This is a genomic window from Pseudoalteromonas sp. Ps84H-4 (assembly GCF_024124645.1).
In the GTDB taxonomy this organism is placed as follows: domain Bacteria; phylum Pseudomonadota; class Gammaproteobacteria; order Enterobacterales; family Alteromonadaceae; genus Pseudoalteromonas; species Pseudoalteromonas lipolytica_C.
In genome coordinates this window covers 1-13,993 of the sequence record NZ_JAMXSK010000044.1, presented here as the reverse complement: position 1 = coordinate 13,993, position 13,993 = coordinate 1, and the positions used below count along the sequence as shown (strand labels likewise).

The 13,993-nt window shown below is 40.5% G+C and carries 11 protein-coding genes, 10 tRNA genes and 1 rRNA gene; 6 read left to right on the top strand and 16 right to left on the bottom strand.

All coding sequences use genetic code 11. The features are described 5' to 3' along the window. Positions 1-117, bottom strand: a 16S ribosomal RNA gene (locus NH454_RS21415); the annotation flags it as partial. A gap of 600 nt (positions 118-717) precedes the next feature. Here NH454_RS21415 and NH454_RS21410 point away from each other — a divergent pair. Beyond that, positions 718-2,136, top strand: coding sequence for a sodium:alanine symporter family protein (locus tag NH454_RS21410; protein WP_253040193.1), 1,419 nt, complete (start codon positions 718-720; stop codon positions 2,134-2,136). 17 nt (positions 2,137-2,153) lie between these two features. On the opposite strand, the gene NH454_RS21405 is transcribed toward NH454_RS21410, so the two are convergent. From NH454_RS21405 to NH454_RS21345, 13 genes are all read right to left on the bottom strand, one after another. Further along, on the bottom strand, positions 2,154-2,600 hold the full coding sequence (locus tag NH454_RS21405; protein WP_253040191.1) for a hypothetical protein: 447 nt from the start codon (positions 2,598-2,600) through the stop codon (positions 2,154-2,156). 171 nt (positions 2,601-2,771) lie between these two features. Then, a tRNA-Leu gene (locus NH454_RS21400) sits at positions 2,772-2,858 on the bottom strand. Between the two features lie 35 nt (positions 2,859-2,893). After that, positions 2,894-2,967: transfer RNA gene (locus NH454_RS21395), tRNA-Cys, on the bottom strand. An 18-nt stretch (positions 2,968-2,985) separates the two neighbouring features. Further along, positions 2,986-3,061, bottom strand: a tRNA-Gly gene (locus NH454_RS21390). A 124-nt stretch (positions 3,062-3,185) separates the two neighbouring features. Beyond that, positions 3,186-3,272, bottom strand: a tRNA-Leu gene (locus NH454_RS21385). A gap of 39 nt (positions 3,273-3,311) precedes the next feature. Continuing rightward, positions 3,312-3,387: transfer RNA gene (locus NH454_RS21380), tRNA-Gly, on the bottom strand. A 67-nt stretch (positions 3,388-3,454) separates the two neighbouring features. Continuing rightward, positions 3,455-3,541: transfer RNA gene (locus NH454_RS21375), tRNA-Leu, on the bottom strand. A gap of 34 nt (positions 3,542-3,575) precedes the next feature. Then, positions 3,576-3,649, bottom strand: a tRNA-Cys gene (locus tag NH454_RS21370). Positions 3,650-3,661: 12 nt separating this feature from the next. Further along, positions 3,662-3,737, bottom strand: a tRNA-Gly gene (locus NH454_RS21365). 139 nt (positions 3,738-3,876) lie between these two features. Next, entirely contained in the window at positions 3,877-4,422 is a 546-nt protein-coding gene (pgsA, locus tag NH454_RS21360) for a CDP-diacylglycerol--glycerol-3-phosphate 3-phosphatidyltransferase (RefSeq protein ID WP_062566986.1), read from the bottom strand. A gap of 42 nt (positions 4,423-4,464) precedes the next feature. After that, the gene (gene uvrC, locus NH454_RS21355; protein WP_235383615.1) at positions 4,465-6,288 is read right to left on the bottom strand and encodes an excinuclease ABC subunit UvrC; all 1,824 of its coding nucleotides are present in this window, start codon (positions 6,286-6,288) and stop codon (positions 4,465-4,467) included. Between the two features lie 8 nt (positions 6,289-6,296). Continuing rightward, complete coding sequence (gene uvrY, locus NH454_RS21350) at positions 6,297-6,947, bottom strand: UvrY/SirA/GacA family response regulator transcription factor (RefSeq protein WP_054553647.1); 651 nt, start codon at positions 6,945-6,947, stop codon at positions 6,297-6,299. Between the two features lie 106 nt (positions 6,948-7,053). After that, positions 7,054-8,205 carry a dicarboxylate/amino acid:cation symporter gene (locus NH454_RS21345; protein ID WP_135925298.1) on the bottom strand — a complete coding sequence of 384 codons (1,152 nt, stop codon included), beginning with the start codon at positions 8,203-8,205 and terminating at the stop codon, positions 7,054-7,056. Between the two features lie 215 nt (positions 8,206-8,420). Between NH454_RS21345 and NH454_RS21340 the strand changes: the two genes are divergently transcribed. From NH454_RS21340 to NH454_RS21330, 3 genes are all read left to right on the top strand, one after another. Then, complete coding sequence (locus tag NH454_RS21340; RefSeq protein ID WP_253040189.1) at positions 8,421-10,754, top strand: DUF5916 domain-containing protein; 2,334 nt, start codon at positions 8,421-8,423, stop codon at positions 10,752-10,754. A 194-nt stretch (positions 10,755-10,948) separates the two neighbouring features. Beyond that, a complete protein-coding gene (gene cysK / locus NH454_RS21335; protein ID WP_135925303.1) occupies positions 10,949-11,917 on the top strand; it encodes a cysteine synthase A in 969 nt (322 codons plus the stop codon). Positions 11,918-12,109: 192 nt separating this feature from the next. After that, positions 12,110-12,505, top strand: a complete 396-nt coding sequence (locus NH454_RS21330) for a hypothetical protein (protein ID WP_235383619.1) — start codon at positions 12,110-12,112, stop codon at positions 12,503-12,505. Between the two features lie 60 nt (positions 12,506-12,565). Here NH454_RS21330 and NH454_RS21325 read toward each other — a convergent pair whose 3' ends face one another. Then, positions 12,566-12,865: a DUF6172 family protein gene (locus tag NH454_RS21325; protein WP_135925308.1), complete on the bottom strand. Its 300-nt coding sequence runs from the start codon at positions 12,863-12,865 to the stop codon at positions 12,566-12,568. Positions 12,866-13,022: 157 nt separating this feature from the next. Then, on the bottom strand, positions 13,023-13,538 hold the full coding sequence (locus tag NH454_RS21320; protein WP_138557482.1) for a VC2046/SO_2500 family protein: 516 nt from the start codon (positions 13,536-13,538) through the stop codon (positions 13,023-13,025). A gap of 112 nt (positions 13,539-13,650) precedes the next feature. On the opposite strand from NH454_RS21320, the gene NH454_RS21315 reads away from it, so the two are divergent. Together NH454_RS21315 and NH454_RS21310 are read left to right on the top strand one after the other, a co-directional pair. Then, positions 13,651-13,735, top strand: a tRNA-Tyr gene (locus NH454_RS21315). Between the two features lie 44 nt (positions 13,736-13,779). Then, positions 13,780-13,864, top strand: a tRNA-Tyr gene (locus NH454_RS21310). The last annotated feature ends 129 nt before the right edge of the window (positions 13,865-13,993 follow it).

Below are 13,993 nucleotides of genomic sequence, written 5' to 3'. Positions count from 1 at the left end.
CTCACCCGTCCGCCGCTCGTCAGCAAAGTAGCAAGCTACTCTCTGTTACCGCTCGACTTGCATGTGTTAGGCCTGCCGCCAGCGTTCAATCTGAGCCATGATCAAACTCTTCAATTAAAAGTTTTTTGAAACCGAAGTTTCGTGCTCAATGAATTCTGAATTTTGATATCTTTCGATATCGAATTGACTGTGCTGAAACAAGTAAACTTGTTTCCGTTGGTCACTCAGTTCAATTGAGACTCTAAATTTGTTTGCATCATCTAGCGAACTAGAATCTGCTGTTAGAACTCAATCTGCACGAGTGCCCACACAGATGATTGCTTTATATTGTTAAAGAACGTTTCGAGTTGCTTTCGCGTCTCGAGGGATGCGTATAATACATCCTTAATTTTTTGAGTCAATACTTAATTTTAAACTTTCTTTTTAGACCGTTTTAAACCGAAGTTTTACTTAACTCTCTGTCAGTTTGTTCAGCGCTTTTCATTGCTGCCCGCCGTGTCAGTGGATGCGCATTATAGGGAGATGGATTTTTAACGCAAGCACTTTTTGAAGGTTTTTTTGAATATTTTCAAATTAATCAGATACCCACCAAGCGCAAACAGGTTACCCACAAACACCTGTGGATAACTGATGTTTTTTAGCAGAATAACTAAACTCTCCTCGCTTGTTATGGTAACTTGCGCCGCAGATTTTCCACTCGCTCACAAGGCAAGAAAAATGACAGACATTATAAATAGTATAAGTGGTCTCCTTTGGGGTCACATTCTGGTTTACCTTTTAATAGCTGCGGGGCTATTTTTCACTCTTCGACTCGGTTTTATTCAATTCACTCAATTCCCACATATGATCAAAGTGATGTTTCAGAGCCGCCAAGGTTCTGGCGATGGCATTTCTTCATTCCAAGCATTTTGTACTTCTTTAGCTGCGCGAGTAGGTACGGGTAATATGGCAGGTGTTGCCGTTGCACTTTATTTAGGCGGTGCCGGTGCAATTTTTTGGATGTGGCTTATTGCTTTAATAGGTATGGCGACAAGTTTTGCAGAAAGTACCCTTGCCCAAGCATATAAAACGGTCGATGAAGATGGCAACTTTCGTGGTGGCCCTGCTTATTATATGGAATATGGGTTAGGTAAACGTTGGATGGGAGTCATTTTCTCTCTTTGCCTTATTCTAGCTTTTGGTTTGGTATTTAATGCAGTTCAATCAAACTCTATTGCTGCTGCATTTGATGTGGCGTTTGGGATTCCAAACTATGTTGTCGGAATCGCCTTGGTATTAGGGTCTGGCATAATCATTTTTGGTGGCTTAAAAACTATTTCACGTTTTGCAGAAATGGTTGTGCCATTTATGGCGCTGGCTTATTTGCTAGTTGCACTCTATGTATGTGCCATGAACTACGATTTACTACCAAATGTGTTCATGCATGTTATTAATAGTGCCTTTGGTATCGAGCAAGCAGGCGCTGGTGCAATTGGTTATGGTGTTATGCAGGCGATGATCCAGGGTATTAAACGTGGCTTATTCTCAAATGAAGCTGGTATGGGTAGCGCTGCAAATGCTGCTGCAACGGCAACACCTAACCCGCCTCACCCTGCCTCACAAGGTTATGTGCAAATGCTCGGTGTATTTGTAGATACAATTATTATTTGTACAGCAACCGCAGCCCTTATTTTATTATCACAACAGCTTATACCTGATTCAGGTGTGACTGGTATTGCATTGACGCAAGCTGCCCTTGAAGAACATGTTGGTAGCTGGGGAGCAACCTTTGTTGCGATTGCAATTTTGTTTTTTGCATTTACCTCGATTGTTGCTAATTATTCTTACGCGGAAACCAATTTATTATTTTTAGAACATAACCATGCATCAGGCATGTTGATCTTCCGATTATTAGTACTTGGTATGGTGATGTTTGGTGCGCTCGGCGAATTACCTTTAGTATGGACGCTTGCCGATATTTCGATGGGGTTAATGGCAATTGTTAACGTCATCGCTTTATTTATGCTTTCAGGTGTCGTTATTTGGCTTGCGAAGGATTACAACTCACAACGTAAAGCAGGTAAATTACCTACTTTCGATCCTTCGCTAAACAAAAAGCTCGATCAAACTATTCCTAAAGGCGCGTGGCGCAAATAATCAAGCCAAGTGATTACTTAATTGGGGAGCGATTGTGCTCCCTTTTTTGTATTTGCTAATTTTTCAAAAACAGACAATATGAATGTGATTTGCTGTTCGTTAAGTTTGGATTCAAGCTGTGTAACAAGCTGCTCTTTTATTTGCGTTTTTAATGCTTGTTTTTGCTCTGCAGTTAATAATGGCTGCGATTGTTGCTGATAAGATTGCACGGCGGTGAGCATAGCCATCACCACGTCATTATCAAAGTCGGTTAGCGCCGCTTTAGCATTACTGATGACTTGTTCTGATTTTTCAAATGCGGTCGATACTTTATCAACAAGCACACTGACTTCATGAATTTTAAGTACGTCGTTAATGTTCGACATAATAATCGCAACAGGTATTAGTACTAATGAGATTGCTAAACAAAGCCCAAATACGGCGCCCACCCAAAACTGATTTAAACCACGTTTAAATTGCTCCATTCTCTTTCCTTGATCCTATTTATTGAGTTCAGTAGCACTTAAAACTGAAAAAGCGTTAGCTGATTTAAAATGACTAAGGAAACTATAAAGCTATTTTGGCAATAAAAAAATATTTAGCTGAGATTATAAAAAGAAATATAAATGAAATAGAGAAGTGGTATTAAATATAAATGGTGCCCGGGGCCGGACTTGAACCGGCACGCTGTTACCAGCGAGGGATTTTAAATCCCTTGTGTCTACCAATTCCACCACCCGGGCATCGGGTCGCTCGTAAGAGCATGTGGAGTATTATATGGAGGCGGAACCCGGAGTCGAACCGAGGTAGACGGATTTGCAATCCGCTGCATGGCCACTCTGCCATTCCGCCTTATCGCTTCCAAATAATTGGAGCGGCACACGAGGCTCGAACTCGTGACCTCAACCTTGGCAAGGTTGCGCTCTACCAACTGAGCTAGTGCCGCAAATTTTTTTCTGTCAGTGTTTTGTCCGTTGGTGCACAACCTTTAGGTTGCGATGATAACGTTCTGGCAACTGAGCTAGTGCCGCAAACTTGTTTGTTTATCCAATAAACTATTTAAGTTTAAATGGTGCCCGGGGCCGGACTTGAACCGGCACGCTGTTACCAGCGAGGGATTTTAAATCCCTTGTGTCTACCAATTCCACCACCCGGGCATCGGGTTTGCTATTTAAAGCAAGTGGATAAAGCTAATATGGAGCGGCACACGAGGCTCGAACTCGTGACCTCAACCTTGGCAAGGTTGCGCTCTACCAACTGAGCTAGTGCCGCATCATATTAACTCTAGAGTTAAATCGTAATTTTAAAACTACATTTGGTATTGTAGTTAACCACAAAATGGTGCCCGGGGCCGGACTTGAACCGGCACGCTGTTACCAGCGAGGGATTTTAAATCCCTTGTGTCTACCAATTCCACCACCCGGGCATCGGGTTGCTCATAGAGCGCGTGGAGTGTTGAATGGAGGCGGAACCCGGAGTCGAACCGAGGTGGACGGATTTGCAATCCGCTGCATGGCCACTCTGCCATTCCGCCAAATTAGATAATTGGAGCGGCACACGAGGCTCGAACTCGTGACCTCAACCTTGGCAAGGTTGCGCTCTACCAACTGAGCTAGTGCCGCTTTCTTTATCTTGGGGGCTATGCCCTCTCAACACGGACGCATTCTACAGAGATTATTAAACGCGTCAATATAAAAAATGCTAGTTTTGAACTGTTTGCTTATTTTTTATCTAAAACGGTGTGTAATTATACGCTTAGGATCAATTTTTGGTCAATTCTGACCATGCTGCCATTAAATACTGCAGCATAGAACTAAGCGTTAAGAATGTTGCAACGTATAAAAGACCATAACTTAAGTAGATCATCCATGTATCAAATTGCCAAATCAAACCAATAATGGCTAGCATTTGTGCCGCAGTTTTAAACTTACCCATGTTAGATACAGCTACATTGTCACGCTTACCCTGCTCTGCCATCCATTCACGTAATGCAGAAATAACGATTTCGCGGCTAATAATTACTAATGCAGGTATAGTCATATACAAACTTTGATAATGGCTTGATAAAGCAACAAGTGCCGCACAGACCATTACTTTGTCAGCAACAGGATCTAAAAACGCACCAAATGGCGTTGACTGATTTAAACGACGCGCAAGATAGCCATCAAGGATATCTGTGATTGACGCAAGCCAGAAAACAAACGCAGCTGCGAAAAACGCCCATGAGAAAGGCAAATAAAATATCACCAAAAAAATGGGGATAAGAAAAAGTCTAAAGGTTGTGAGTGTGTTTGGAATATTCCACATAACTACTTGGAGATGTCTTTTTTTACTATATTCGCACGAAGGCTACGCCTTGTCATGCAAATGATTAAATATCTTTTCAGCCATTTCAGGGCTGATCCCAGGAACTTGTTTTAATTGGTCTATATTAGCAGCTTTTACCCCTTGCATGCCCCCTAAATATTTTAATAATGCCTGTCGGCGCTTTTGTCCAACACCGGTAATTTCTTCTAATAATGATTGCGTGCGTTGTTTTTGACGTTTATTACGATGCCCAGCAATAGCAAAACGGTGCGACTCATCACGTATATGTTGGATTAAATGCAGTGCCGGCGCGTCTGAATCAAGTGGTATTGTTTTTCGTCCACCATCAATTAATAGCGTTTCTAAACCTGGTTTTCGGCTTGTGCCTTTTGCAACACCCACCAGCAATGGCATTTTATTATGTGGCCAGTTTTCAAAATATTGTTCAGCACGAGATAATTGCCCTTTACCCCCATCGATAAAGATGACATCTGGAATTTTTTCTTCATCGACTACTTTGTTGTAGCGTTTATTAAGTGCAAATTCCATCGCGGCATAATCATCGCCACCTGTGATGCCAGTAACATTAAAACGGCGATACTCTTTATTATTTGGACCTTGCGAATCAAACACCACACAACTTGCAACCGTGTTTTCACCCATTGTATGGCTGATATCAAAACATTCCATGCGATTAATATCATCTAGGCGTAACGTTTCTTTTAATTGTGCGTAGCGTTTATTAATTGAGTCCTGCGTGCTTTGCTTAACACTAATGCTGTTAAGGGCATTTTTATTAGCAAGCTTAAGATACTGAGCTCGCTCACCGCGATTAGCGACTTTTAAACTCACTTTACGCTCAGAAATTGCCGTAAGTGCATCGCTTAGAGGCTCACTCTCTTCGATTGTAAACGGTAATATGATTTCTTTGGCAATGCGCCCTGTTGCACCAGGTGCTAAGTAATACTGGCCTAAAAAGGAAGTTAAAATCTCTTCTTGCCCAGAGTCTTTGGGCACTTTAGGGAAATAGGTTTTGCTACCAAGTACCTTATGATCGCGGATCATTAATAAGTGAACCGCATTTAAACCATTTAAATGCGCAAAGCCAACCACATCCATTTCGGCATGATTACCGGAAATCGATTGCTGTTCCTGCATTTTCCGAAGTAACATAATTTGGTCGCGTACTTTTGCAGCGAGCTCAAATTTAAGCTCTTTGCTTGCTTGCTCCATTTTAGCAATTAAATCAGCAATAACTTCATGAGATTTGCCTAGTAAAAACTTACGTACAAAATCGACTTCTTGTTGATATTCTTCATCGGTAATTTTATTAACACACGGCGCTGAGCAACGTTTTAACTGATATTGTAAACATGGACGACTCCGAGCTCGGTAATAGGCATCTTCACATTGGCGAACCGGAAAGATTTTTTGCATTAAACGCAGGCTTTCAGATACCGCCCCTGCACTTGGGAATGGACCAAAATACTCACCTTTGATTTTACGACTACCACGATGAAAAGCGAGTCGCGGGTGTTTGTGATCAGTTAAAAGAATATAAGGGTATGATTTATCATCGCGCAGTAAAATGTTGTAGCGCGGCTGATATTTTTTTATTAAGTTGTTTTCAAGTAATAAGGCTTCGGTCTCTGTGTTAGTCAGGGTGACTTCGATACCGCAAATATTGCTTACTAAGACACGTGTTTTACTATCAGTTACATTACTGCGAAAGTAACTAGTGACGCGCTTTTTTAGATTTTTAGCCTTACCGACATAAATAACTTGCCCTTCACTATCAAGCATTCGGTAGACACCGGGCTCACTTGATAGTGTTTTAAGAAAACGGGCTGGTTCGAAATCAGACATTGAGCAAATTAATGCGAACTATCAATGTCGATCATTTTGTGACGAATTGCTAAATGCGTAAGTTCAACATCACCACCCACATTTAGCTTTTCAAACATGCGATAGCGATAGCTATTCACTGTTTTAGAACTTAGGTTCAAACGCTCTGCTATGTCTTGTGCCTTTTCACCTTTGGTGATCATCAGCATAATTTGCAGTTCACGCTCAGAAAGACTCTGAAACGGATTTTCGTCTGTGCGTCCGCTTACCTGTGCAAGGGCAATTTGCTGAGCAATTTCAGGCGCGATATAACGTTGGCCGGCATTTACAGCACGAATAGCGTTAACCATTTCATCAGAGCCGGCACCTTTAGTTAGATAACCATGAGCTCCGATTTGCATCACTTTGCTTGGGAATGGATCTTCACAATGCACCGTCAGCACGATAATTTTTACATCAGGGCAATAACGACAGATTTTCTTAGTTGCCTCTAAACCACCGATACCTGGCATGTTCATGTCCATCAACACGATATCAGGTGAATGTTGACGGCAAAATTGCACCGCTTCTTCACCGGTTTTAGCTTCACCAACCACTTTAAAACCACGAACATCATCAAGTATACGTCTGATACCTGTCCGTACAAGCTCATGGTCATCAACTAAAAGTACATTAATCAATGGAACACCCTCAAATAACCCAAATACATGCTTGTGTAAATTTAATGTGCCACATTAGCACAGAATGAGTGAAACAATAAATCAAATTATTGTTTCACTCATCATTTTATGCGGCGTTTTTCTCGCTAAAACGATCAACCCAAAGCGCAATAATACCATCACCTGTAACATTACAAGCTGTACCAAAACTATCCTGTGCTAAATAAAGTGCAATCATTAATGCCACTGCGCCTTCATTGAAGCCAAGCATGCTTGTTAATAGTCCTAATGCCGACATAACCGCACCACCCGGCGCTCCAGGAGCTGCAATCATGACAACACCTAACATCATAATAAATGGCAACATACCAAATAAAGATGGTACATCCATATTCGGTGATAAGAACATCACTGCCATTGCACATGTCACAATGGTAATTGTTGAACCCGATAAATGGATGGTTGCACATAACGGCACTGTAAAATTTGCAACATCTTCTTTTACATTATTAGCTTTACTTGAGCGCAGCGATACAGGAATTGTTGCAGCACTCGACATTGTACCTAAAGCAGTAAAGTAAGCGGGTAGCATATTTTTTACAAGCTCTAATGGGTTTCTTTTTAATAAAAGTCCCGTTGAGACATATAAAACGGTTAACCATAACCAATGCATGATCAATGCTGCAAGTAATACAATACCAAATGTTTGCAGCGTATCTACCACAGTGCCAGCGACTGTCATCTCTGCAAATACACCGGCAATATAAAACGGTAATGCTGGAATAATAACCTTTGCTAATAAGCCATCAATTACATCACGACCCTGATCAGAAACTTTCTTCAACATATCAAGTTGCATTTGGCTCATACCAATACCAAAAATGAAAGCCGCAGCTAACGCCGTCATTACGCTCATAAGTGGTGGAATTTCTAAATCAATAAAGCTGCCCACTTCTGTAGCTACTTCAGCTTCAAACGTTAAGCCCCCATCAAACAATGGGATCATGGCGCTAACTAATAAAAACGCTAAGGTGCCAGCAATAATCGTTGACCCATAAGCAAAACCGACAGTTTTGCCAAGTAAGTGGCCAGAACCTTTTGGTAAGCCAGCAATACCAGATGCGATAAAAAATAAAATAATCAGTGGAATGGTAAAGGTGATCAACTGACCTATTATTTCTTTTACTGTATAGAGGAGTTCAACACCTGTTAGCGGCACATACAAGCCCACTAAAATACCGGCAACAATACCAGCAATTAATTTTAGAATTAAATTCATAACGATCACTTCAATTTTTAGGTGGTAACCTTTTACCACGTTTTAGTTTACTTTTGTTATAAAACAGCCAAATTAACGTTTAACTGCGCAAATTACCACCACAGCTTCGCAGAATCTAATTTGAACGTAAATATATGCGTCCTATCGCGTTGCATTTGTTAACAAAGTTGCAAGTTAATAACATGCTCGCAATTTTGAATACCCGTGTAGTTCTTATGTATAAATCGATATTAAGTGCCGCTCTACTGAGCACACCTTTTACTTCCTTGGCCACCAGCCAACCCATCACCCTCCCTTTTGTTGCAGAAAAAGCAATAATTGACGGAAAGCTAAATGAACCAAGTTGGCAACACGCAAAAAAAATCACGATTGATAATGTCACGTGGCCTTATGAAAACAGCAAAAGCCCAGTGACCACACACGCCTATGTCTATGAAGATGGCGAGACGTTATTTATTGGCTTTGAAGCAAACGACCCAAATCCAGAACTAATTCGCGCTTTCTATCGTGACCGTGATGCAGCATGGGATGATGACTTAGTGGGGCTGAAAATTGATTCATACAATAATGCTCAATTAGCTTATCAGTTTTTTATTAACCCACTTGGCGTACAACAAGACTCGATAGAAAACGAACTGACTAAACATGAAAGCTCATCATGGGACGGTATTTGGGATAGTGTTGGTGTTATTCACGATAAAGGCTACACAGTAGAAGTGGCTATTCCCTTACGCGTATTGAATTTTGACGACAGCGTAGCAACCAAAACGATGGCGATGGAGTTTTTACGATTTTTACCGCGTAGTGAACGTTTGCGTATCTCAAATATGCAAATTGACCATGGTAACAATTGTTGGATTTGCCAAATGCCAAGTTACCAAGGTTTTGAACAAGCAAAGCAAGGCAATAACGTAGCGATTATTCCATCTGTGGTGCTTGGCAAAAATGAGACTCGTGATATCGATGGCGCACAAGTGGCTGATTGGGAGTCAGAGAATAATACTGAAGCCAGCCTGGATGTTAAATGGGGGATCACCCCAGATATTACCTTAAATGCGACGATTAACCCTGACTTTTCACAGGTTGAAGCGGATGTTGCTCAATTGAGTGTGAATAATAATTTCAGCTTGTTCTTCCCAGAAAAGCGTGCCTTCTTTTTAGATAACGCTGACTACTTTGCATCAACACTTAACCTTATTCATACCCGTAATATTGCCCAACCAGATTATGGAACCAAGATCACAGGTAGCAAAAATGGCCATACATTTGCCGGTTTTATTGCCAATGATACGCAAACCAATGTGTTGATCCCGGGCAATTTAGGTTCATCTCTTGTCGCCCTTGACGAGAAAAGTGAAAACGGTGCTCTGCGATACCGATACGACTTTGAATCAGGGTTATCACTTGGTTCAACAGCAACTCACAGACAAAGTGATGATTATAAAAACACGGTTTATAGTATTGATAGTAAATACAAACCAACAGTGAACGATGTTTTCCTAGTTCAAGTATTAAAGTCACAAACGCAATACAGTCAGGATTTTATTGACGAGTTATGTGATGGTGATAACTGTTTACAACCTGAGCAAGTAATTTGTGAATTAAATAGTGATTGCGACTATAACGAAGGTGTACTTCGTGTTTTAAGTAAAGAACAACAATCGGGTACTGGCTACTATGTTAAGTATCAACATGATGAGAAGTACTGGCGTGCATTTGCTGACTATAATTATCGCGATGCTGATTTGAGAGCTGACTTAGGTTTTATCTCGCAAGTTGATTTTAAAAAGTTCACTACAGGTGGCGAATACCGCTGGTATGGTGATAAAGGTAATTGGTGGAACCGCGCTAACCTGTATGCCGATTGGGATATTACCCACAACGAAAATAATGAACTTCTTGAAAAAGAAGCACAAACCAGCTTTTCTGTCAGCGGCCCGTTACAAAGCTTTTTTGAAGTCTCTGTTGAACACCGAAACCGTACAGGTCTTCGACACGATAAATCACGTTTAGATATAGACGGCAACACAGATTTATTTAGCGAAAATGGCGTTGGCTTTTACAGTGATTTTAAACCAACCGCTGGGGTCTTTGCTTCTTTATATATGTATACAGGTAATGCCGTTGACTTAGCCAATAACCGCACTGGTGATAAGTTTCATATACGCCCGGTACTGAATATGAATCTTGGTAAACATTTTGAAGTACGTTTACGTCATACTTATGAGCAACTGGAAGCTGATGGTAGCGAAGTATTTACCGCAAATTTAAGTGATGTGCGGTTAACTTATCAGTTTAACGTGAATAGCTTTTTACGCCTTGCAGTCATTTACACCGATTTAGAACGTAATCAAGCTAATTACATTGATGATGTAGATAGCCAATATAAAAAGTTAGCCACCCAGTTATTGTATTCTTACAAACTGAACCCGCAAACAGTATTCTTTGCAGGTTACTCTGATAATGGCTATCAAGATGATGAACTTTCATCGATAACTAAAGAGCAGCGTACGTTATTTGCTAAATTTAGCTACGCTTGGTTACTTTAACACTCCATTAGCGCACCTTTCGGTGCGCGCCCTTCTTTTCTCACCTTATTACTAAATGCTATAAGCCTATTCGCTATATGTTATAGCCAAACTTTACTTTCGTTTTTTAATAGTAACAGTAAAGTGTGACTATTACAGATCAATAGCCTAAGCTAGTTGATCACGATTGAATAAATTGCTTCCAAGGGAACACTATGTCTAACATTTTTGAAGATAATTCATTAACAATTGGTAATACACCGATTGTAAAGCTTAACCGCGTAACCTCAGGTAATGTTTTTGCTAAAGTAGAATCACGTAACCCAAGCTTTAGTGTTAAATGCCGTATTGGCGCTTCAATGATCTGGGAAGCAGAAAAGTCAGGCGTATTAACCAAAGACAAAGAGTTAATCGAGCCGACTTCTGGCAACACAGGTATTGCACTTGCGTTTGTAGCAGCTTCTCGTGGCTATAAATTAACCCTGACTATGCCTAATACGATGAGCCTAGAGCGTCGTAAACTATTAAAAGCGTTAGGTGCTAACCTAGTTTTAACTGATGGCGCTAAAGGTATGAATGGCGCGATTGAAAAAGCAAAAGAAATTCAAGCAAGCGAGCCTGGAAAATACATTCTTTTACAACAATTCGAAAACCCAGCTAACCCAAAAATTCACTTTGAAACAACGGGTCCTGAAATCTATGAAGCAATGGACGGTAAAATCGACATCTTCGTAGCAGGTGTTGGTACGGGTGGTACTATTACCGGTGTTAGCCGTTATTTAAAACTCGAGAAAGGCCTAAACGTGCAATCTGTTGCTGTTGAGCCAACTAATTCTCCAGTTATTAGCCAAACCTTAGCTGGTGAAGAAATTAAACCGGGTCCTCATAAAATCCAAGGTATCGGTGCTGGCTTCATCCCAGGCAACCTTGATTTAGAAGTTGTTGATGCCGCTGAGCAAGTATCAAATGAAGATGCAATTGCAATGGCTCACGAGCTTATGAAAAACGAAGGTATTTTAGTAGGTATTTCGTCTGGTGCTGCAGTGGTTGCTGCAAAACGCCTTGCTGAAAAACCTGAAAATGCGGGTAAAAACATCGTTGTTATTTTACCAAGTGCTACTGAGCGTTACTTATCTAGCCCATTATTTGCTGAAGAATTCAGTGAAAAAGAGTTAGTTCAATAACGAGTGCAGTTAATTTAAGAAAGGATGCCAAGGCATCCTTTTTTATTACCAAGCAAAAATAAATCCCACAATTTTACTAAGTTAACTTTACATCTCAGTCATTTAGTCACACACTTAAAATTATTTAATCTAGCAAATCAAAGCATAATGAAAAACGTACTCTTAATTTTTGCTCTATTGAGTAGTTGCTTAATGTTGGGTTGTGGCTCTGAAGAGTCACCTCAGGGCGAAAAAAATACCCCAGGCAACACAGCCACGCTTTATTTTGATGCACTGTATAACCAAAACGATTTAAATCAAGCCATGGAATACGCAACTCCAAAAATGGCTCGCATTATGAAGTCTTATGGCACCGCAAACCAATTCGCTCGTAACCTAATTAACATGCAATACGACGAAGTTGTAATTGAAGTTGATATGACCAATATGAGTTTACGTGAACAGTACGGTGATAAGGCTAATATTAATTTAATCTTTACGGGTTACTTCAACGGTAAAAAAGTGGATGATATGCGCAGTGTAAAAATGATCCGCAAAAAAGGTAATTGGTATATAGAAAAGATTAACGCCGATCCATTTGCTCGATAGATAGTTATCTTAAAGTAAAAATGGGCCTAAAAAGGCCCATTTTTTGATTCCGTGTATAAATTACTCTTCATCAAATTCTTGGTGTTGACGCTGTGCAGGGCGCGCTAAGATCTCAACATAAAACGATGTTAAGCCTTTGGCTTCAATATCACTAATACATTTATTAATCTCTGCTACGTGAACAACTTCGGCTTCATCCGCTGATTCACCAAACTTACAGTCAAATGCCCAATAATCAGCACCAGCTGGGAGTGTTTTATTACGCTCACGTTTCAAATATTTTTTTACTTCGTGTTTGGCTGCATCAACCATGCGAGGGTACTTAATCTTCTCGTGGTTAAGCGTGAATGTCTTCTTCATTATAGTCCTAATAGCTTGGTTCAATGACAATGGCGCTAAGCCATAGGCACACAGTATAACAAGGCCATAAAAAATTAGCTGTATTTTTTCTTATGTTGCTTGAATTTACTTATTAAAGTGTAGATTAATTTATTTATGTGACAATGTAGTTAATCAATTAGGCTGAAATTAAATGCAAAGGTTGATGAATAGCATCTTCTGTTAAACTATCGTAAAAAGCTGCAGCGTCAATTTGGGCACGCTCAGTTGGTTGATTTTTATCAAGGTAGCGTTTTCTTACTGCGGGCTCACAATTGTCTATCACTTCTAGTGGAATGTGATTTTTATCATCTCGAACATGCAATGGCTCAGGTGCTAAACAATGACGTAAGCGAATGTCTGAAAGACCACCTTGAAGTAATCGAAGAGCATTATCTTGACCAATCAACATATCAAATTGCTCTGGTGCTAATGATTGCTTAGGACCTGCCCCTAACTGGGCTCTAAGCACCTCTTCTGAAACGTGAGGATTACTTATTTCTGTTTTAGGTAGATGAAATTGACTAAAATCAAGTGCGTCATGTGAGAGCATTGCTAATAATAATGCAAACTCACCAGAGCGATGTTCATGAACACTTTTATTAAGACGATTATCGAGTTGACTCTCATTGAGCAACAAACCATCAACTTGCATAGACTTTAGCCAAATAGATTCCAGATTAATCAGTTATCGGCATTAATCCAATTTTCTTTAGTTTTTTTCTTTACTTAAATAACCAGTTTGCTATTATCAGCGCCGTTGCATTGGAGGGGTTCCCGAGCGGCCAAAGGGATCAGACTGTAAATCTGACGGCTCAGCCTTCGCTGGTTCGAATCCAGCTCCCTCCACCACTTCCTTCTGGTAGTGTGGCCAAATGCAATAGTAAAATCTGTGTGGAGGGGTTCCCGAGCGGCCAAAGGGATCAGACTGTAAATCTGACGGCTCAGCCTTCGCTGGTTCGAATCCAGCTCCCTCCACCACTCTTTACTCTTTCTAGCTTTACTCTTTCTAGCTTTACTCTTTCTAGCTTTACTCTTTCTAGCTTTACTCTTTCTAGCTTTACTCTTTCTAGCTTTACTCTTTCTAGCTTTACTCTTTCTAGCTTTACT

Bases quoted from the DNA above. Each gene is read 5' to 3' on its own strand.
- NH454_RS21320 (WP_138557482.1), bottom strand. From the start codon at position 13,538: ATGCAAGTTGATGGTTTGTTGCTCAATGAGAGTCAACTCGATAATCGT.
- NH454_RS21405 (WP_253040191.1), bottom strand. From the start codon at position 2,600: ATGGAGCAATTTAAACGTGGTTTAAATCAGTTTTGGGTGGGCGCCGTA.
- pgsA (WP_062566986.1), bottom strand. From the start codon at position 4,422: ATGTGGAATATTCCAAACACACTCACAACCTTTAGACTTTTTCTTATC.
- cysK (WP_135925303.1), top strand. From the start codon at position 10,949: ATGTCTAACATTTTTGAAGATAATTCATTAACAATTGGTAATACACCG.
- NH454_RS21325 (WP_135925308.1), bottom strand. From the start codon at position 12,865: ATGAAGAAGACATTCACGCTTAACCACGAGAAGATTAAGTACCCTCGC.
- NH454_RS21340 (WP_253040189.1), top strand. From the start codon at position 8,421: ATGTATAAATCGATATTAAGTGCCGCTCTACTGAGCACACCTTTTACT.
- NH454_RS21345 (WP_135925298.1), bottom strand. From the start codon at position 8,205: ATGAATTTAATTCTAAAATTAATTGCTGGTATTGTTGCCGGTATTTTA.
- NH454_RS21410 (WP_253040193.1), top strand. From the start codon at position 718: ATGACAGACATTATAAATAGTATAAGTGGTCTCCTTTGGGGTCACATT.
- NH454_RS21330 (WP_235383619.1), top strand. From the start codon at position 12,110: ATGTTGGGTTGTGGCTCTGAAGAGTCACCTCAGGGCGAAAAAAATACC.
- uvrC (WP_235383615.1), bottom strand. From the start codon at position 6,288: ATGTCTGATTTCGAACCAGCCCGTTTTCTTAAAACACTATCAAGTGAG.